The organism is uncultured Flavobacterium sp. (assembly GCF_963975005.1).
Classification (GTDB): Bacteria; Bacteroidota; Bacteroidia; order Flavobacteriales; family Flavobacteriaceae; genus Flavobacterium.
Genome location: NZ_CAXBFR010000028.1, coordinates 1 through 20,928, shown reverse-complemented (window position 1 = coordinate 20,928; position 20,928 = coordinate 1). Strand labels below are relative to the sequence as shown.

The 20,928-nt window shown below is 31.1% G+C and carries 14 protein-coding genes; 13 read left to right on the top strand and 1 reads right to left on the bottom strand.

Annotated features, from left to right (window positions below; genetic code table 11):
• Positions 1-18: 18 nt before the first annotated feature.
• The 6 genes from AACZ53_RS05335 (at position 19) to AACZ53_RS05310 (ending at position 8,942) form a co-directional block, all read left to right on the top strand.
• Entirely contained in the window at positions 19-1,362 is a 1,344-nt protein-coding gene (locus AACZ53_RS05335) for a quinol:cytochrome C oxidoreductase (RefSeq protein WP_339835490.1), read from the top strand.
• Positions 1,363-1,381: 19 nt separating this feature from the next.
• Positions 1,382-2,533, top strand: a complete 1,152-nt coding sequence (locus AACZ53_RS05330; RefSeq protein WP_339835473.1) for a cytochrome c oxidase subunit II — start codon at positions 1,382-1,384, stop codon at positions 2,531-2,533.
• Positions 2,534-2,559: 26 nt separating this feature from the next.
• Complete coding sequence (locus AACZ53_RS05325; RefSeq protein WP_339835470.1) at positions 2,560-4,326, top strand: cbb3-type cytochrome c oxidase subunit I; 1,767 nt, start codon at positions 2,560-2,562, stop codon at positions 4,324-4,326.
• Between the two features lie 74 nt (positions 4,327-4,400).
• Positions 4,401-5,423, top strand: a complete 1,023-nt coding sequence (ruvB, locus tag AACZ53_RS05320; RefSeq protein ID WP_339835468.1) for a Holliday junction branch migration DNA helicase RuvB — start codon at positions 4,401-4,403, stop codon at positions 5,421-5,423.
• 17 nt (positions 5,424-5,440) lie between these two features.
• The gene (locus tag AACZ53_RS05315) at positions 5,441-6,775 is read left to right on the top strand and encodes a cytochrome P450 (RefSeq protein WP_339835466.1); all 1,335 of its coding nucleotides are present in this window, start codon (positions 5,441-5,443) and stop codon (positions 6,773-6,775) included.
• A 61-nt stretch (positions 6,776-6,836) separates the two neighbouring features.
• Positions 6,837-8,942 (top strand): T9SS type B sorting domain-containing protein, encoded by a 2,106-nt coding sequence (locus AACZ53_RS05310; RefSeq protein WP_339835463.1) that lies wholly within the window; start codon positions 6,837-6,839, stop codon positions 8,940-8,942.
• A 267-nt stretch (positions 8,943-9,209) separates the two neighbouring features.
• Here AACZ53_RS05310 and AACZ53_RS05305 read toward each other — a convergent pair whose 3' ends face one another.
• On the bottom strand, positions 9,210-10,241 hold the full coding sequence (locus AACZ53_RS05305; protein ID WP_339835460.1) for a LacI family DNA-binding transcriptional regulator: 1,032 nt from the start codon (positions 10,239-10,241) through the stop codon (positions 9,210-9,212).
• A 154-nt stretch (positions 10,242-10,395) separates the two neighbouring features.
• Here AACZ53_RS05305 and AACZ53_RS05300 point away from each other — a divergent pair, with 154 nt between their 5' ends.
• The 7 genes from AACZ53_RS05300 to sprA all read left to right on the top strand — a co-directional run.
• Entirely contained in the window at positions 10,396-13,020 is a 2,625-nt protein-coding gene (locus AACZ53_RS05300) for a TonB-dependent receptor (protein ID WP_339835457.1), read from the top strand.
• A gap of 111 nt (positions 13,021-13,131) precedes the next feature.
• Complete coding sequence (locus AACZ53_RS05295) at positions 13,132-14,445, top strand: MFS transporter (protein WP_339835454.1); 1,314 nt, start codon at positions 13,132-13,134, stop codon at positions 14,443-14,445.
• Position 14,446: 1 nt separating this feature from the next.
• On the top strand, positions 14,447-15,622 hold the full coding sequence (locus AACZ53_RS05290; protein WP_339835451.1) for a glycoside hydrolase 100 family protein: 1,176 nt from the start codon (positions 14,447-14,449) through the stop codon (positions 15,620-15,622).
• Position 15,623: 1 nt separating this feature from the next.
• Positions 15,624-16,559, top strand: a complete 936-nt coding sequence (locus tag AACZ53_RS05285; protein ID WP_339835448.1) for a carbohydrate kinase family protein — start codon at positions 15,624-15,626, stop codon at positions 16,557-16,559.
• An 85-nt stretch (positions 16,560-16,644) separates the two neighbouring features.
• The gene (locus AACZ53_RS05280) at positions 16,645-18,936 is read left to right on the top strand and encodes an NADP-dependent malic enzyme (protein ID WP_339835444.1); all 2,292 of its coding nucleotides are present in this window, start codon (positions 16,645-16,647) and stop codon (positions 18,934-18,936) included.
• 6 nt (positions 18,937-18,942) lie between these two features.
• Positions 18,943-19,524 (top strand): Holliday junction branch migration protein RuvA, encoded by a 582-nt coding sequence (gene ruvA / locus AACZ53_RS05275; RefSeq protein WP_339835442.1) that lies wholly within the window; start codon positions 18,943-18,945, stop codon positions 19,522-19,524.
• A 115-nt stretch (positions 19,525-19,639) separates the two neighbouring features.
• Positions 19,640-20,928 (top strand): cell surface protein SprA (gene sprA, locus AACZ53_RS05270; RefSeq protein WP_339835488.1); only part of this gene is annotated, 1,289 nt, incomplete at its 3' end.

Below are 20,928 nucleotides of genomic sequence, written 5' to 3'. Positions count from 1 at the left end.
TTTTTGAAAATAAAAGATATGTACACTTTTTCAAGTAAATTAAAAACTTTTTCATTTATTCTTATAGCTTTAGGAATAGTAGGAATTGTATACGGATTCTTATCTGTGCCAAAATCCATTGAAGATGTTGAAATCATGATGACCGAAAGCCTTCATGGTGGTCATGGTGAAGTTTCTACAGATGCTCATGCAACACATGATGCACATGCTGTTCATAATAACAAAGATGTTCATGCTGATGCCGAACACAAAGAGCATGTTGAACATGTTTATCATCAATTACTAAACAAACCATGGTCTGCCTTATACGTAGCATGTATTTTCTTTTTTCTTTTAACAATGGGTGTTTTAGCATTCTATGCTATTCAAATTGCTTCTCAAGCAGGTTGGTCTCCAGTATTGTTTAGAGTTATGGAAGGTATAACGGCATATTTGTTGCCAGGCTCAATTATATTTTTTCTTTTGTTATTGGCAGCTTCTTTTCACATTGGTCACAATGGAATGTTTACTTGGATGGATCCAGAAGTAGTTAAAGATGATAAATTAATTCAAGGGAAAACTGCTTTTTTAAATGTTCCTTTCTTTTTAATAAGAGCAATTATTTTTATTGGGGTCTGGAATTTATATAGACATTTCTCAAGAAAATTTACTTTAGCACAAGACGAATCAAGTGATGATTCAAATTATAAAAAATTATTCAAAACTTCTGCAGCATTCTTAGTATTCTTTATTGTATCTGAATCTATAATGTCATGGGATTGGATTATGTCTGTAGATCCTCACTGGTACAGTACGTTATTTGGATGGTATGTTTTTGCAAGTTTCTTCGTAAGTGGAATTACTGTATTAACTATGATTACTATTTATTTAAAATCAAAAGGGTATTTGCCAGAAGTAAATAAAAGTCACATTCAAGATTTAGCTAAATTTATGTTTGCATTTAGTATATTCTGGACTTATTTATGGTTCTCTCAATTTATGTTAATTTGGTATGCAGATATTCCTGAAGAAGTAACATATTATGTAACTAGAATCGAACATTACAATTTACCATTTTTTGGTATGTTAGCTTTAAACTTCATTTTCCCAATATTAATTCTTATGAATGCTGATTTTAAGCGTTTAACTTGGATTGTTATAGGAGCAGGTGCAGTAATATTATTTGGTCATTATTTAGACTTCTTCAATATGATTATGCCAGCTACTGTTGGAGATCAATGGTTTATTGGAGCTTCAGAAATAGGATCAATACTTTTCTTCGCGGGGTTATTTATTTTAGTAGTATTTACAGCTTTAACAAAAGCACCACTTATTGCTAAGAGATATCCTTTTATGGAAGAAAGTAAACATTTTCATTATTAATATTTAAAGAGATAAACAAATGACGAGTTTATTGGTGATTTTTGTTTTAGTTTTAATTGGAATTGCTGTTTGGCAGTTAACTAAAATATTTGATTTAACTCAGGTTGGTGAAACTAAGGATGATTCTGAAGTTGCAAATGACAGAGATAATAGTGTGAATGGTTATTTAATGTTTGGATTTTTAGGATTCATTTATTTATTCACAATATATTCTTTGGTAACTTGGGGTGAATTTGTTTTAGGAACTCCTGCCTCAGAACATGGTGTTGAAGTTGACAACTTGATGAACATTTCAATGGCATTAATATTTTTTGTTCAAACTATTACTCAGTTTTTATTACACTATTTTGCTTTTAAATATAAAGGTAAAGAAGGTCAGAAAGCACTATATTTTGCGGATAATAATAAATTAGAGGCTGTATGGACTATTATACCTGTAATTGTATTAGCTGTTTTAATTTTATATGGATTATACACATGGAATCAGATAATGTATTATGATGATGAAGAAGAAGTTATATACGTCGAATTATATGCTAAGCAATTTGGTTGGGAAGCACGCTATGCAGGTGAAGATAACACACTGGGTAAAGCTAATGTAAGATACATTGAAGGTATTAATACATTAGGTGTTGATTTAGAAGATCCAAATGCACAAGATGACAAAGTTGTTTCTGAATTGCACTTGCCTAAAGGTAAAAAAGTAGTTTTCAAAATACGTTCTCAAGATGTACTTCATTCTGCTTATATGCCTCACTTTAGAGCTCAAATGAATTGCGTTCCTGGAATGGTAACACAGTTTGCTTTTGTGCCAACAGTAACAACTGCAGAAATGAGACAAGATGAAGCTATCATTATTAAAGTGAATAAAATAAATAAAATTAGAGCTAAGAAAAGTATTGATTTGGTTGCAAATGGTCAAGCTGGTTTAGATCCTTACACTTTTGATTATTTATTATTATGTAATAAAATTTGTGGTAGATCGCATTACAATATGCAAATGAAAATTGTTGTTGACTCACCAAGTGATTTCAAAAAATGGTTAGTAGAAAAACCAACGTTATCTTCACAATGGAAAGAGGCAAACGCTGCTAAAGTTGAAGAAGGTAAAGAACAAGTAAAAGAAACTATTGTAGATTCTACAAAAGTTATAGCTCAAGTTATAAAATAATATAGAAGATTTCAAATAATATAATTATGTCACACGAACACGGTCATCATAAAGAAACTTTTATTACTAAATATATTTTTAGTATAGATCACAAGATGATTGCTAAGCAATATCTAATTTCAGGTCTATTAATGGGAATTGTAGGAGTAGTTTTATCGCTATTTTTCCGTATGCAAATCGCATGGCCAGAAGAGTCTTTTGAAATTTTTAAAATTTTCTTAGGTGAAAATTTTGCTCCAGGTGGAGTAATGAGAAATGATATTTACCTTGCATTAGTTACGATACATGGTACTATAATGGTGTTTTTCGTACTAACTGCTGGTTTAAGTGGTACTTTTAGTAATTTGCTTATTCCATTACAAATTGGAGCAAGAGATATGGCTTCAGGTTTTATGAACATGCTTTCTTTTTGGATGTTCTTTATTTCTTGTATTATCATGTTAAGCTCTTTATTTATCGAAACAGGACCGGCATCTGCTGGATGGACAATTTATCCACCTTTAAGTGCTTTACCACAAGCCATTCCAGGTTCAGGTTTAGGAATGACTCTTTGGTTAATTTCTATGGCTATATTTATTGCATCTTCTTTAATGGGTTCATTAAATTATATAGTTACAGTAATTAATTTAAGAACAAAAGGTATGTCAATGACTAGATTGCCTTTAACAATATGGGCGTTTTTTGTAACTGCAATTATTGGTGTTGTTTCATTCCCTGTATTATTCTCTGCTGCTTTATTACTAATTTTTGATAGAAGTTTTGGAACATCATTCTTCTTATCTGATATCTTTATTAGTGGAGAAGTTTTACATTATCAAGGTGGTTCTCCAGTATTATTTGAACATTTATTCTGGTTCTTAGGTCACCCCGAGGTTTATATTGTATTATTACCTGCTTTAGGTATTACATCTGAAATTATTGCAACTAACTCGAGAAAACCAATTTTTGGTTATAGAGCTATGATTGCTTCTATTATAGCAATTGCATTTTTGTCTACAATCGTATGGGGTCACCATATGTTTATCTCAGGTATGAATCCTTTCTTAGGTTCAGTGTTTACATTTACAACTTTATTGATTGCTATTCCTTCAGCAGTAAAAGCTTTCAATTATATAACAACCTTGTGGAAAGGTAATCTACAGTTAAATCCTGCTATGTTGTTCTCAATAGGATTAGTTTCTACTTTCATCACTGGAGGTTTAACAGGAATTATTCTTGGAGATAGTACGCTTGATATTAACGTTCATGATACATATTTCGTAATTGCTCACTTTCACTTAGTAATGGGTATATCTGCTTTATATGGATTCTTTGCTGGAGTTTATCATTGGTTCCCAAGAATGTTTGGTAGAATGATGAATAAAAACTTAGGATATGTTCACTTTTGGGTAACAGCAGTATGTGCTTATGGAGTATTCTTCCCAATGCACTTCATTGGAATGGCAGGTTTACCTAGACGTTACTATAGTAATACAGCATTTCCATTATTTGATGAATTAGCAGATGTAAATGTATTAATTACAATATTTGCAATAATTGGTGCAGCTTTCCAAATCGTATTTTTCTGGAACTTTTTCTATAGTATATTCAAAGGTAAAAAAGCTCCGATGAATCCATGGAAGTCTAATACTTTAGAATGGACTGCTCCAGTAGAACACATTCACGGAAACTGGCCAGGTGAAATTCCAGAAGTACACCGTTGGCCTTATGATTACAGTAAACCAGGGCATGATGCTGATTTTGTTCCTCAAACAGTTCCAATGCAACCAGGTGAAGAAGAATTGCATCATTAAGATTTAAATAACATATATTAAAACCTTTCCATATCGGAAAGGTTTTTTTATGGAACTTTAATTATATTTGCTATATGAATGAAAACCTTGACCCAACAAACTTAAATTATAAACCTGAAGAACTTGACTTAGAAAAAAAGTTAAGACCCTTATCATTTGATGATTTTACAGGTCAGGAACAAGTTTTAGAAAATTTAAAAATATTTGTAGAAGCTGCAAATCAAAGAGGTGAAGCTTTAGATCATACTTTGTTTCATGGTCCACCTGGTTTAGGGAAAACAACTTTAGCTAATATTTTAGCAAACGAATTGGGTGTTGGAATAAAGATAACTTCTGGTCCAGTTTTAGATAAACCAGGAGATTTAGCAGGCTTACTTACAAATCTCGAAGAAAGAGACGTCCTTTTTATTGACGAAATCCATCGATTAAGTCCAATTGTAGAAGAATATCTATATTCTGCAATGGAAGACTTTAGAATTGATATAATGATTGAATCAGGGCCAAACGCACGTTCCGTTCAATTAAATCTTAATCCTTTTACGCTTGTTGGAGCTACAACACGTTCAGGTTTATTAACAGCTCCAATGAGGGCTCGTTTCGGAATTCAAAGCCGGTTACAATACTACAATACGGAACTTTTAACCACGATTGTTCAAAGAAGTTCCTCGATTTTAAATATGCCAATTACCATGGAAGCTGCTATTGAAATTGCTGGTAGAAGTAGAGGAACGCCTAGAATAGCAAATGCTTTATTACGAAGAGTAAGAGATTTTGCTCAAATAAAAGGAAATGGAAGTATTGATATTGAAATTGCCCAGTTTGCCTTAAAAGCACTTCACGTTGATGCTCATGGCTTAGACGAAATGGACAATAAAATTCTGTTAACAATCATTGATAAATTTAAAGGTGGCCCCGTTGGTTTATCAACTCTAGCTACTGCTGTTTCAGAAAGTAGCGAAACCGTAGAAGAAGTATATGAACCTTTTTTAATTCAAGAAGGTTTCATTATGAGAACTCCAAGAGGAAGAGAAGTTACTGATAAAGCATACAAACACTTAGGTAAAATTAGAAATAATATACAAGGAGGATTGTTTTAAATATTCAAAATAATTAAATGAGTTTACCCAATAAAATTCCTGAAGTTTCTTTTTTTAGATTTCTCAATCATGCTAATAACATTTTAAAAAATCCTTTGCCTTTTCATGCTGCGAATTTTAATAAATTAGGAGATATTTTCCGTTTAAACATTGGTTTCGGTAATTCTGTTCTTTTTTGTCGAGATGCAAGTCTTTTACAACACGCTCTTCAAAAAAATCAAAAAAACTATACTAAATCGGATATTCAAACTAAAGATTTAGCTAAATATGTTGGAAAAGGGTTATTAACTGCAGAAGGTGAACATTGGAAAAAACAACGCAAATTAATTCAACCAGCTTTTCATAAAAGCCAATTAATACTTTTATTAGATACAATTCAACAAACAATTTTAACAGAATTGAAAAACATTAAAACAGGAAAGCCAATAGATATATTTCCAGTTTTTAATGATTTAGCCTTTCAAACTGTTGTAAAGTCTATTTTTAACATTGACATATCTAATTCAGATATCACTTCCCTTCAAAATACTACTGAAGCTACTCAAAATATGTTGGTTCAAGAGTTAAGACAACCTTTTTTAGTTTGGTGGTTTAATTTATCTGGAAAAACAAAAAAGCATTTAGATTTAACTCAAAATTCAAGATCAATTCTTAAAAGGTTAGTTGAAGAAAGGAAGCAAAGTAAAGCCAAACACGACGATTTATTAGAAATGTTGCTAAATGCAAGATATGAAGATGGCTCAAGCATGGATGAGAATCAATTGGTAGATGAAATTTTAATTTTATTTGCAGCTGGTCACGAAACAACTTCAAATGCCTTAACTTTTATTTGCGAATTATTAGCTAGAAACCCTGATTCACAATTAAAAATTCTCGAAGAAATCCGAAATGTAAAATCTCAATCTAATGAAATTATGTATTGGATAAAAAATGCTAATTACACTAAATTAGTAATTGAAGAATCCATGCGACTTTATCCACCAGCCTATTTTATCGATAGAGTGAACATAGAAGAGGAAAACTTTAATGGATTGACTTTACCAAAAGGATCTAATTTATTATTTTCAGTTTATGAAATTCATCGTCATCCAGATTTTTGGTATAAGCCCCTAGAATTTATTCCAGAACGTTTTCTAGATGAAAAAATTAAGTTTTCAAATAATTATTTTCCTTTTGGAGCTGGACCTAGAATGTGTATTGGGAATAATTTTGCTATGTATGAAATGATTCTTTCAATAATTGCATTAGTTGAACAGTTTGAAATTATTGAAAAGAGAGAGCTTATTCAAATAAAACCATTAATTACATTGAAACCTTTTAATGCAATTTTAGAATTTAAAAATAGAATTTAAGGTATTTACAAATAGGGGTGTTAGATTTTTCTTATATTTGATAGTTCTATTATTAAAATTAATGAAAAATAAATATTATATATTCATATTTGCGCTGTTAAGTTCTGCACTTTTTGGTCAAAATTTACCAAATGACTGTATTAATTATATTCAAGCATGTGACAACCAAAGTGTTTCGTATAATGTGTCTGGCGCAGGTATTCAAGAAATTATTCCACAGTCGTGTGAAAGTCAGGAAAACAATTCATTATGGCTTAGAGTTACAATTGCTCAAGCTGGTACTTTAGGATTTACTTTAATTCCTGACAGTGTTGATATTAATGAAGATTATGATTTTTGGGTTTTTGGTCCTAATTCAGATTGTGGAAATTTAGGTTTGCCAATTCGATGTTCAACTACAAATCCTTTAGCAGCAAATCAACATAATAATTATACGGGTTTAAATGCGAGTTCAACAGAAACCTCAGAAGGTCCAGGTGCTGATGGGAATAGCTTTGTAAAGCAATTAGATGTTTTAGCCGGTGAGAGTTATTTTATAGTGATTGATAGACCTATAGGAAGTTCTCCATTTACTTTAAATTGGTCTGGTACTGCTACAATTGCGAATCCTTTTTCGACTCAAAGTTTTGATGATTTTGAGGATGTTATTTTATGTGATGATGGTGCCGATAATCTAGAACCATATGACTTTTTAGGTTTATCTACTTCGTTTTTAGGAAGCATCATAGGGTATTCAGTTTCTTATTTTGCTTCAAACCAAGATGCTTCTTTAAATATAAATGAAATAACAGGAACAATAAATGTTTCTCAAGGAACTTATTTTGCCAGAATTGATCATATAAGCTCTTCTTGTTTTATTATAAAACCAATTGAGGTTGTTTTTAACAGCCTGCAGCCGTTGCAGGTTTTTGGTTGTGATGAAACACCAGATGGGATTTATAATTTTGATACATCAAATTTAGAAGTAGATTTATTAGATGGACTTACCGGGTTTGATTTATCATATACCGATGAAAATAATAATACTCTGTCAAGTCCATTGCCAAATCCATTTATTACAAGTTCTCAAACTGTAAATGTTACACTTACAAGTAATACTGGTAATCCATGTACGTTTGACACAACTATAGCATTCATTATCAATAATAAACCTCAGATTTTTTCAGTGCCTTCTAATTTAACAACTTTGTGTAATCAAAATGATCCTAGTCAAATATCAGAATTTGCTGCTTTTGACACTTCATCTTTCCAAACCGCAATCTTAGGAAGTCAAACTGGTTTATTAGTGGAATATTATGATGAAAATAATGTACAACTTTCGAGTCCTTTGCCCAATCCTTTCACAACTTCAACTCAAAATATTACTGTAAAAGTGATTAATTCAAATGATTTAAATTGTTTTACAACAGATGTTATTTCACTTCAGGTACTTACGTTGCCAAATATTGAACTAAATGGTCAAGAAAAGTATGTTTGTAATAATTTACCAAATTACTTTGTTAATTTAAATGCAGGTTTAAACAATACTAATCAGATTTCAAATTTTACTTATCAGTGGAACCTAAATAACGCTTTACTTCCTGGTGAAACTGGTTATACTTTACAAGTAAATGAAGCTGGGAACTATTCTGTGACTGTTACGAATTCAAATAATTGTGAAAACACTAGAACCATAATTGTTAATGAATCTAATATTGCAAAAATAGATAACATAGAAGTTTATGATTTAACCGATAATAATACATTAGTTATAGTTGCTTCTGGGATTGGAGAATATTTATACAGTTTAGATAATATTAATTACCAAGAGTCAAATGTATTTAATGATGTTTTACCCGGTATTTATACTGTTTTTGTAAAAGATGAAAGAGGTTGTGGAATTAAAAATAAAGAAATAAATGTGTTAGGTGCTCCAAAATTCTTCACCCCAAACGGAGATAGTTACAACGATTATTGGAACATCAAAGGTGTTGATGCAAAACTAAACGCAAAGACCATAATTAGAATTTTTGATCGCTATGGAAAATTATTAACCCAGATTAATCCCTTAAGTCTAGGTTGGGACGGAACTTACAATAAACAAACACTACCAGCAGATGATTATTGGTACACAATTGAGTTAAATAATGGAAGAATTGTTAAAGGACATTTTTCATTATTGAGATAAGTTTTGCTGCCTTAAAGCACTTTTATTAAGACTTTATTTCGGTTTTGTGTTTAGATATAATGGATGTGATGTGTAAAAGATACAACATGAAGAGTATCTTTGTTTTTTTAGATAAAGACACCTGAAAATCTTTAGTTTATTCCAATAAGTAAATGTGATTCACGTAGTTATTTGTGGTTTGACTATTTTCTTTGATTTAGCAAGTCCTGTTTGCAAGTGGCTAAGAATGGCAATTATAAGTATACAGCCAAAGGAAAGCCTAGTGATTTATTTATTTTGAGTTGATTCTCTTTCAATAATACTGGTTTTTAAAAGTATAGTTTTTGGTTCAAAAGGAGTGTTGTTTTTAAAATGAACCATCTCTTCAAATAATAATTTAAAAGATTGTTTACCCATTTCAAAACTAGGTTGATCAACAGTGCTTAATTTTGGGGTTATAACTTGAGACATAAACCAATTGCTAAAACCTATAATTTTGATTTGCTGTGGAACTTTAATTTGTTTTTCATTAAAATAAGCTAAAACGCCTACCGCTACTAAATCGGTAATTACAAACAAACCATCTACTTCCGAATGTTCTTCTATAATTTCTTTTGCAAATTTTTTTCCTTCTTCAAAAGTAACATCTGTACAAGTATAGACTAACTTAGAATCATAGGCAATATTGTTTTTCTCTAAAGCTTTTTTATAGCCAAGAAATCGATCTATCGCATTTTGAGGATTATTTGGCCCTCTTATGTGAGCAATTTTTTTACATCCTTTAGAAATTAAATGTTCTACAGCTTCAAAAGCAGCTTTTTGATCATCAATTATAACTTTTGAACAATTAACTAATTTGGAAATTTTATCGAATAAAACTAGCGGAATACCTTTTTCAATAATATTTTTAATATGACTGTCAAAATTAGATTGATTTGAAAGTGACATTATAATGCCATCAACTCTTTTGTTAATTAATAATTCAACTTGTTTTTTTTCTAACTCTAATGATTCGTTTGATTGAAGTATTATTACTAAATATCCATTGTTTTCGGCTTCATCAATAATTCCATTTATAACATTTGAAAAAAAATGATGAACCACTTCTGGAATAATAAGACCAATGGTCTTTGATTCTCTTGTTCTAAGATTTACTGCAAAACTGTTAGGGGTATAATTAAGCTCTTTTGCAAGCATAATAACTGCATTTTTAGTCTTTTCACTTACATCACTATATCCTTTCAAAGCTTTCGAAGCTGTAGTAATTGAAATGTTTAGTTTTTCTGCAATTAATTTTAATGTTGTTTGTTTGTTTTTCATTGAAAATAAAATTAATAATAACGAAATTTACAAAACGAAAACGTTTTCGGTTGTTTCGAAAACGTTTTCGGTGCGTTTTTCATAAAAAAACACGCTTTAAAAAATTAGATTTGAAATTATTATCACAAAATATTACTAACTAATCAAAACTAAAATGAAAACAAATTTACAATTAAAAAAATGGAGTACCGCTTTTTTGCTGTTGATTTCTTTTTTTTCTTTTTCACAAAATACTGTTTCTGGAACAGTAACTGATGAATCAGGAGAAACGGTTATTGGAATTAATGTATTAATTCAAAATACAACAAAGGGAGCAATGAGTGATGAAAACGGAAAATTTTCAATAGATAATGTTGAAGATGGAACATATACCGTTATTGCAACTGCAATGGGGTATACAACTCAAAAGAAAGAATTAAAAGTTGTAGGAAATACAGTTATTGATTTTGTAGTTAAAGAAAATATTACTGAATTGAGTGATATTGTTGTTACAGGACTTGTTAACAAAGCAACAAAATTAAAATCAAGTGTCTCAATTACAACAGTTAATGTAGAGCAAGTGGAACAAACAGTACCTCGTTCTACTGCAGAAATTTTTAGAACTATTCCAGGGATACGTTCAGAGTCGTCAGGTGGTGAAGGAAATTCAAATATCTCTGTTAGAGGTGTGCCTATTTCTTCGGGTGGTTCAAAATATTTACAGATTCAAGAAGATGGGTTGCCGGTTTTATTATATGGAGATATTTCTTTTGCAACAGCAGATATATTTACAAGATTTGACAGGAATGTAGCTAAGATTGAAGCGATAAGAGGTGGATCTGCATCTACTCTAGCTTCTAATTCTCCTGGAGGAATTATTAATTTTATTAGCAAAAATGGTAAAAAAGAAGGTGGAAGTTTTGCTACAACCTTTGGATTGGACTATAATTCTTTTAGAAATGATTTAGAATATGGTTCTAAAATTGGAGATGGATTATATTTTCATGTAGGTGGTTTTTATAGATTAGGGGAAGGAGTTAGAAGTCCTGGTTTTACAGCTAATAATGGTGGGCAAATGAAGTTTAATATTACTAAAGAATTTAAGAAAGGTTCAATTACTATATATACTAAATTCTTAAATGATAGAGCTGCAGCGTATATGCCTATGCCTATCCAGGTAACAGGGACAAATGCAAACCCAAACTGGGGAAGTGTTAATGGTTATGACGCGACATCGGGAACACAACAATCAATTTATTTAAATCAAAATGTTGGACTTGGAGCTGATGGTCAATTAAATAGAGCTGCAGTTAATGATGGGATGCACCCTGTATCTAAATCTGTTGGAGCAAACTTGAATTTTGATTTGGGAGAAGGTTGGAAAATCGACAATAACGGACGTTTTTCCGTAAATAGTGGACAGTTTATTGCACCTTTTCCAGCGCAAGTAGCAAATGCAAGTGAAATTGCAGATTCATTTGGTGCAGGTTCAACATTAACATTTGCAAATGATGGATCACCTTTTAACAACCCAAATGGTTTAGTGTCTAGAATCCATATGTTTGATGCGAAACTAAATAATTTAAATAATTTCATGAATGATTTAAGAGTTTCAAAACGATTTGACGAAATAGGTTTAGGAATTACTGCGGGTTATTTTAAATCAATTCAAAATGTATCAATTTCTTGGTTATGGAATTCATATCTTCAAGAAGTTTCAGATAATAATCCACGTTTAATAAATGTAACTGATGCTGGTGGTAACTTATTGTCAGAAAATGGATTATATGCTTATGGAACGCCTTTTTGGGGTAATTTAGCTAGAAACTATGATACTCAATATAATGTTTCAGCTCCTTATTTAAACGTTGCTTTTGATTTAAACGATGATTTAACCGTTGAAGGTGGAGTTCGATATGATAAAGGAATGGTAAATGGTTCATTTGCTGGAGGAAATAGTACAATTTATGATGTTAATAATGATGGATCTATTTCTGCTCCTGAGCAAGATGTGTTTGCAATTGATAATGCTAATGCAACTGCTGTAGATTATGATTATAGTTATGCCTCATATACTTTTGGAGCAAATTATTTGCTTAATGAACAATCATCTGTTTTTGGAAGATATAGCAAAGGTGCTTCTGCAAAAGCAGATAGAATTTTATTTTCAGGGTTAAATTATTTAGATGGGGATAAAATAAACGCAAGAGATTTCTTAGCGCAATTAGAAATTGGTTATAAAAGAAAATTCTCAGCCGGGTATGTATTCTTAACTGCTTTTCAATCTACTACAAATGAAGAAGGAGGTTTTGAAGCTACATCTAACAGAATTATAGAAAATGATTATAAATCTTTAGGGCTAGAACTTGAATCATCATATAATATTACTGAAGATTTAAACCTTAGAGGGGCATTTACTTATACAAAAGCTGAAATTACTTCTGGACCAAATGACGGAAATGAAGCAAGAAGACAACCTAAATTAATGTATAATTTTATGCCAACATATACTTTTGCTAAAAAGAAAAACACTTTTGGTTTAAGTTTTATAGGTCAATCAAAAGCCTTTGCTCAAGATTCAAATGAGTTAGTAATGAATGGCTTTGTAATTGTAAACGGATTTTTAGAGTTTACATTAGTGAAAGATTTAACTTTAAATATTGCAGGTAATAATTTATTTAATACGCTTGCAATTACTGAAACTGAAGAGGGTAGTATAACAGAAAACACAACAAACATTGTAAGAGCGAGACCTTTACCAGGACGTTCTTTATCAATGTCTTTATCTTATAGATTTTAGTTTCATATTTTTTTTAATTGAGTTATGATTATTCCTATGCTTAAACTATTTTTAGGCATAGGATTATTTTAAAATTTCAAAGTAAACAAAAAGACAATTAAATAAATCATAATGAATATTACTAAAGTTAAATTAAACTTTTGGCAAATCTTAAACATGAATGTTGGTTTTTTTGGCATTCAATACAGTTTTGGCTTACAGCAAAGTGCAGTTAATCCTATTTATGATTTTTTAGGCGCAGCTCCAGATGAGATACCATTATTAAACCTTGCTGGTCCAATAACAGGTTTGTTAGTTCAGCCTATTATTGGAGCATTAAGTGATAAAACATGGCATCCAAAATTTGGTAGACGTAAGCCTTATTTTTTAATTGGTGCGATTTTATGTAGCTTGAGCTTATTAGCATTTCCATTTAGTAGTTCACTTTGGATGGCTGCTGGATTATTATGGATTTTAGATGCGGGTAACAACATGGCTATGGAGCCATATAGAGCTTTTGTTGCTGACAAGTTAGTAGAAGAACAACAGCCTTTGGGTTTTCAAATGCAAAGTTTTTTTACTGGATTTGGACAAACCTTGGCTAATTTATCATTATTTATTTTTCCTCTAATCATTGTTGGAAAAACAGGGTCATTACCAACATGGGTCTATGCTTCCTTTTTTTTAGGGGCAGTTTGTTCAATAGGATCTATTTGGTGGAGTATGAAAACTACATCCGAGATTCCACCTACTGAAGAAGAATTAAAGTTGATGAAAAGCAAAAAGGGTGGGGCAATGGAGCCTTTAATTGAAATTTTTTCAGCAATTGGTGATATGCCTAAAGTAATGTGGCAATTAGCATTGGTTTATATGTTTCAGTGGTATGCTCTTTTTTGTTATTGGCAAAATTCTTCAAAAAGTATTGCGCTTTCTGTATGGAATGCAACACCAAAATCAAACCCAGAAGCATATGAAACTGCAGTAAGTTGGACTGGTTTAGTTAATGGTTGGTATAACGTCGTAACATTTTTAACAGCATTTGCTTTAGTTGGTTTTGCTAAAAAATATGGAGCAAAAAGTGTGCATGCCATTTGTTTATTGTTAGCAGCAATTGGATTTTTAGCTTTTCCAACAATAGAAAATAAAAACTTATTGTTAGTAGCAATTACAGGATTTGGAATTGGTTGGGCAAGTATGATGGGTATTCCTTATTTAATGGTTGTTGCGGATATTCCCAAAGAGCGTTATGGTGTTTATATGGGAATTATTAACATGATGATAGTAATTCCAATGATTATTCAGAATTTATCTTTTGGGTATATTTTAAAGAATTTTCTAAACAACGACCCGAGGAATGCTATCACTTTTGCAGGAGTATTATTAGTTATAGCTTCAATTTGCACCATGTTTATTCAAATAAAAAAAATCAATAAAGAAATTGTATAATATGGAAACTATATATTATGATAAAAGTATTGAATTACTTCATAAGGTTTCAACACCAAAAGGGTTTTTGGCAAGTGCAGAAAACACGTCAAACTATCAAAGAGTTTGGGCTAGAGATGGAGTTATTTGTGGTTTAGCAGCATTAGCTTCAGATGACCATAAATTAATTGAAACCTTTAAAAAAACTTTAGAAACTTTAGCAGAAAACCAACATGAAATAGGTACAATACCTTCAAATGTATTGGTTTCTAATGATAAGACTGAAGTTAGTTATGGTGGATTAGCAGGAAGAGTAGATGCAGTAACTTGGTTTGTTATTGGAGTTTGCCAATTTGCTTATCACACAAATGATGATTCATTCGTTTTGCAATATAAAAATGAAATAGAAAAAGCATTAAAATTATTAGATGCTTGGGAATTCAATAATAAGCATTTAATGTATGTGCCTTTATCTGGAAATTGGGCTGATGAATATATAACGGATGGTTATGTTTTATATGACCAACTTCTTAGAATTTGGGCTTTAAAATCATATAATTATTTTGTTAAAAGTGATTCAATTTCTAATAAAATAAAAACAATAACCAAACAAGTTGAAGTTAATTTTTTACCAAATGCAATTGGAGAAAAATTTCACGAAAGAGCTTATAATGAATTAATTTTTCAAGAATATTTACCTTGTTCTTTTTCTCCATCTGGTTACAAAACACAATTTGATGCATTTGCAAATTCATTAGCTGCTTTGATGGGTATTGGAACTAATGAAACACATGAAAAAATAATTAATCATGCATATGATTTAGCGTCAAGTACAAAATTGGGATTGGTGCCTGCTTTTTGGCCTCCTATTTTTAAATCAGATGAACATTGGAATTTGTTAAAAGATAATTGCAAGTATGAATTTAGAAATTTCCCTTACCAATTTCATAATGGAGGAAGTTGGTCGATGGTCAATGGGTTTTTTGGTTTAGCATTAGTTTCTAAGTCACAAAAAGATAAAGCAGAAACTATTTTGAGGCAAATTAACGAAGCAAATGCTTTAGTAGATTTTTCATTTTATGAAAATTTCAACACCAATACTTCAGAGCCAAATGGAGTTCCATTTTGTGCATGGAGTGCTGCAGCAGCAATTTTAGTTCATCAAGCATTATATAAAAATTTTAAAATAGTATTTTAAATTGAAATCAATAGATATAATTTGTGTTGGAGAAGTGTTAATCGATTTTATCGGTCACGAAATCAATACATCCATAAATAGAACAAAAGATTATCACCGTTTTTTAGGTGGTTCACCAACCAATGTGGCTGTAAATGCAACTAGAATTGGATTAAAATCTTTGTTAGTAGCATCATGTGGTCAAGATGGTCTTGGTGACTATATAATCAGAAAACTAAAGTCAAATAATGTAGATGTTTCTAGTGTTAAAATGATAGATGAAATTCCAACATCTGTAATTTTTGTTTCAAAATCAACAGAAACACCAGATTTTATTCCTTATAGACAAGCTGATTGTGAGTTAACTATTGGGCAATTACCCGATGAAACCATTGAACAAGCAAAAATATTTCATACTACATGTTTTGCGTTGAGTAAAAACCCAGCTAGAGAAATGATTTTAAATAGGGCAAAAAAAGCAAAAAAACTTGGATTAAAATTAAGCATAGATATTAATTTTTCTGAAAGAATTTGGCCAAATAGAGAAGAAGCTAAGTTGGTGTTAAAAGAGTATTTATCCAATGATCCTTTAGTAAAGTTAAGTGAGGATGATTGTTACAGGCTTTTTGCTGAAGTTAAATCAGAAGAGTTTATTTTTGATTACTTTCACAATCTTGGTGCAACAACAATTTGTTTAACTAAGGGAAAAAATGGAGTAGTTGTTTCTGATTTGAATGAAGGTTTGTTCTTTCAAAAAGCAGTTTACATTCAAGAAGTAAAAGATTCAACTGGCGCAGGTGATGCTTTTTGGACAGGGTTTTTATATGCTCAAATACACAAAAAACCTCTGGTTGAATGTGTAACTATTGCTCAAAAATTAGCATCTATTAAATTACAAAACGTAGGGAGACTTCCGGATGATTTGAATATAGAAGAGATTATTTCTCAAAACAAATAAGTAATGTTTACTTAAAAGAACTTCATTAAAATTTTTTTCTTTCAATCCTTATTTTAACTTTGTAGGTTCATATATAATCTGTTATATGCACAAAGATACAAAACGAAGAGAAGCCTTATTATATCACGCAAAACCTACTCCTGGTAAAATTCAGGTTGTACCAACAAAAAAGTATGCGTCACAGCGTGATTTGTCATTAGCCTATTCCCCTGGAGTAGCAGAACCTTGTTTAGAAATTGCTAAAGATGTTAATAATGTATATAAATATACAGCTAAAGGAAATTTAGTTGCAGTTATTACAAACGGAACAGCTGTTTTAGGACTTGGGGATATTGGTCCAGAAGCTTCTAAGCCAGTGATGGAAGGAAAAGCCTTGTTGTTCAAAATATTTTCTGATATTGATGTATTTGACATTGAAATCGGAACAAAAGACATTGAAGAGTTTATAGCAACTGTAAAAAATATTGCTCCAACTTTTGGAGGAATAAATTTGGAAGACATTAAAGCTCCAGAATCATTTGAAATTGAAAGACGTTTGGTTGAAGAACTAAATATTCCAGTTATGCATGATGATCAACATGGTACTGCAATTATTTCATCAGCGGCTTTGCTTAATGCACTTGAATTGGCAGAAAAAGAAATTGGCAAAGTAAAAGTCGTTATTTCTGGTGCTGGTTCTGCAGCTTTAGCATGTGCCAATTTATATGTTTTACTTGGTGTAAAACTAGAAAACATTATCATGTTTGATAAAGATGGTGTGCTGTCTAAAGACAGAGCTGATTTATCGGAATTACAAAAAAAATATTCTTATGGTAAAAAAGGAATAAATTTAGCTGAAGCACTAAATGGCGCAGATGTCTTTTTAGGACTTTCTGCCGGAAACATATTAACAGCAGAAATGTTGTTGACAATGAATGATAATCCTATTGTTTTTGCAATGGCAAATCCAGTTCCTGAAATTGATTATAACATAGCAATAAATGCTCGTGAAGATATAATTATGGCAACTGGTCGTTCTGATCATCCTAATCAAGTAAATAATGTACTTGGTTTTCCTTATATTTTTAGAGGAGCTTTAGATGTTAGAGCTACAAAAATTAACGAAGCTATGAAAATGGCAGCTGTTAAAGCTTTGGCAGAATTAGCAAAAACACCAGTTCCAGAGCAAGTAAATATTGCTTATGGTGAAACTAAATTAAACTTTGGGAAAGATTATATTATTCCAAAACCTTTCGATCCAAGATTGATAACAGTTGTAGCTCCAGCAGTTGCAAAAGCGGCTATGGATTCTGGTGTTGCTCAAGTTGAAATTACGGATTGGGAAAAGTATGAAGAAGAATTATTAGAACGTTTAGGTTCTGATAATAAAATGATTCGACTGCTAATAAACAGAGCGAAAACAAATCCAAAACGAATAATTTTTGCAGAAGCAGATCATCTAGATGTGTTAAAAGCAGCTCAAATTGTCCTTGAAGAAGGAATTGGAATACCTATTTTACTTGGAAATAAAGAAATTATCCAGGAATTAATGGAGGAAATTGGTTTTGAAGGTGATGTGACTATCATTGATCCCAAAACTAAAGAAGAAAATGATAGAAGAAATAAATATGCTAAAGCCTTTTGGAAAACACGCAAAAGAAGAGGAATTACGCTTTTAGATGCTGAAAAATGGATGCGTGAGCGTAATTATTTTGCTGCAATGATGGTTAACGAAGGTGAAGCTGATGCAATGGTTACTGGTTATTCAAGAAGTTATCCTTCTGTTGTTAAACCTATTATGGAGCTAATTGATAAAGGGCCAGGGGTAACAAGAATTGCCACAACCAACATGATGATGACTTCTCGTGGACCAATGTTTTTATCTGACACAGCTATAAATGTAAATCCTTCAGCAGAAGATTTAGCTAAAATTGCATTAATGACAGCCAAAACAGTAAGAATGTTTGGTATGGAACCAGTTATTGCTATGGTTTCTTTCTCAAATTTTGGTTCTTCGCATAATGAAAGTTCTAGAAAAATTAGAGAAGCAGTTGCTTACTTACATAAGTATTATCCAGATTTAATAGTGGATGGAGAAATTCAAACTGATTTTGCTCTGAATTCTGAATTGCTGAAAAGTAAATTTCCTTTTTCTAAATTAGTAAATAAGAAAGTAAATACGTTAATTTATCCCAACTTAGATGCAGCGAATATTACTTATAAGATGCTGAAAGAATTAAACAAAGCAGACTCAATAGGCCCAATTATGATGGGATTAGATAAGCCTGTTCATATTTTTCAATTAGGAGCAAGTGTTGAAGAAATGGTTAATATGGCAGCAGTTGCTGTTGTAGATGCTCAAGAAAAATCAAGAAAAATTAAACAAAACGTTAAATAGTTTTATATGATTACACATATTCAAGGAAAATTAGTTGAAAAAACGCCAACAGAAGTTGTTATTGATTGCAACGGTGTTGGCTATCATATTAATATTTCTTTGCATACTTTTTCTTTACTTCCGGATTCCGAAAATTTAAAACTCTATACTTTTTTACAAGTAAAAGAAGATTCTCATAGTTTATACGGCTTTATTGAAAAGCAAGAAAGAGAATTGTTTAAATTGTTGATTTCTGTTTCAGGAATTGGCGCTAACATTGCAAGAACAATGTTGTCTTCTCTTTCTCCAACAAATATTATTCAAGCAATTGCCTCAAATGATGTGGCAACAATACAGTCTATTAAAGGTATTGGAGCCAAAACGGCACAAAGAGTTATTTTAGATTTAAAAGATAAAGTGTTAAAAATATACAGTTTAGACGAAGTTTCAACATCTAATTACAATACAAATAAAGAAGAAGCGTTATCTGCTTTGGAGGTTTTAGGATTTATTAGAAAAAATGCAGAAAAAGTGATTGATAAAATCATCAATGAAAATCCTAACGCAACTGTTGAAAACATCATTAAACAAGCATTAAAAAACTTATAATTACTTGGAAAAGAATAACTTATTGAACAACTTATTTAAGTTTGTTGCAGCAGTTTTTTTACTACTGATTGCTCCGTTTGCATTTGCACAAGAAGTTGAAATTGATTCAACTAAAATGGGCTATAGCCAAGGTAGTTTAGGTATATCAAACCCTAGTAGTATTCTTGAAGCTTACACTTATGATCCAGTAACGGATAGGTATATTTATTCTAATACTTTTGAAGGATTCAATATTAATTACCCAATAATACTTACTCCTGCTCAATATGAAGAATTGGTTTTAAGAGAATCAATGCGTGAATATTATAAACAAAAACTAAGTGCTGTTGATGGAAAAAAAGAAGGCTCTGAAGAAGCTAAAAGAGATTTATTGCCAAGATATTATGTCAATTCAAAATTATTTGAAACCATTTTCGGAGGAAATACAATTGATGTAAAACCTACAGGTTCTGTCGAGATGGACTTAGGAATGCGTTTCACTAAACAAGATAATCCAGCACTTTCTCCTAGAAATAGAAAAAACTTTACTTTCGATTTTAATCAAAGAATTAGTATGGGATTGCAAGGAAAAGTAGGAACACGTTTAAATGTAAATGTCAACTACGATACACAATCCACTTTTGCTTTTCAAAATTTAATAAAATTAGAATATACCCCAACAGAAGACGATATTATTCAGAAAATCGAAGTTGGGAATGTTAGTTTACCAATAAATAGTACCCTTATTCGTGGTGCTCAAAGTTTATTTGGTGTAAAAGCTCAATTACAATTTGGAAAAACCACTGTAACTGGAGTTTTCTCTGAACAAAAATCACAAACTAAAACCGTTAATGCAGAAGGTGGAGCAACGATCCAAGATTTTAGTTTATTTGCTCAAGAGTATGACAATGATAGGCACTATTTCTTATCACAATATTTTAGAAATAACTATGATAATGCGTTAAGAAATTATCCATATGTAGATAGTAGAATTCAAATTACTCGTATTGAAGTTTGGATAACAAACAGACAAAACAGAGTTAATACGCAAGATAATAATTTAAGAAATATTATTGGACTTCAAGATTTAGGAGAGGCTCAGTTAAATAATATTGCAGATGCTGATATTATAGGATTAAATCCTATTCCTGCTGGTTTTTTTAATGTAGCTATTCAAACCCCAACAGACAATAAAAACAATAAATTTAATCCGAATCAAATCGGACAACCTGGTTCTTTATTAAATAACGGAATTAGAGATATTGCTACTGCAGGAACTGGTTTTAATGTTTCTGGTGTGCTTGAAGGACAAGATTATGTCAAACTAGAAAATGCTAGAAAATTAAGTGCTAATGAATTTACGTTTCACCCTCAACTAGGATATGTTTCTTTAAACCAAAGACTTTCAAATGATGAAGTTTTAGC

Coding starts and splice junctions, on each gene's coding strand:
- AACZ53_RS05335 (WP_339835490.1), top strand. CDS start 19: ATGTACACTTTTTCAAGTAAATTAAAAACTTTTTCATTTATTCTTATA.
- AACZ53_RS05330 (WP_339835473.1), top strand. CDS start 1,382: ATGACGAGTTTATTGGTGATTTTTGTTTTAGTTTTAATTGGAATTGCT.
- AACZ53_RS05325 (WP_339835470.1), top strand. CDS start 2,560: ATGTCACACGAACACGGTCATCATAAAGAAACTTTTATTACTAAATAT.
- ruvB (WP_339835468.1), top strand. CDS start 4,401: ATGAATGAAAACCTTGACCCAACAAACTTAAATTATAAACCTGAAGAA.
- AACZ53_RS05315 (WP_339835466.1), top strand. CDS start 5,441: ATGAGTTTACCCAATAAAATTCCTGAAGTTTCTTTTTTTAGATTTCTC.
- AACZ53_RS05310 (WP_339835463.1), top strand. CDS start 6,837: ATGAAAAATAAATATTATATATTCATATTTGCGCTGTTAAGTTCTGCA.
- AACZ53_RS05305 (WP_339835460.1), bottom strand. CDS start 10,241: ATGAAAAACAAACAAACAACATTAAAATTAATTGCAGAAAAACTAAAC.
- AACZ53_RS05300 (WP_339835457.1), top strand. CDS start 10,396: ATGAAAACAAATTTACAATTAAAAAAATGGAGTACCGCTTTTTTGCTG.
- AACZ53_RS05295 (WP_339835454.1), top strand. CDS start 13,132: ATGAATATTACTAAAGTTAAATTAAACTTTTGGCAAATCTTAAACATG.
- AACZ53_RS05290 (WP_339835451.1), top strand. CDS start 14,447: ATGGAAACTATATATTATGATAAAAGTATTGAATTACTTCATAAGGTT.
- AACZ53_RS05280 (WP_339835444.1), top strand. CDS start 16,645: ATGCACAAAGATACAAAACGAAGAGAAGCCTTATTATATCACGCAAAA.
- ruvA (WP_339835442.1), top strand. CDS start 18,943: ATGATTACACATATTCAAGGAAAATTAGTTGAAAAAACGCCAACAGAA.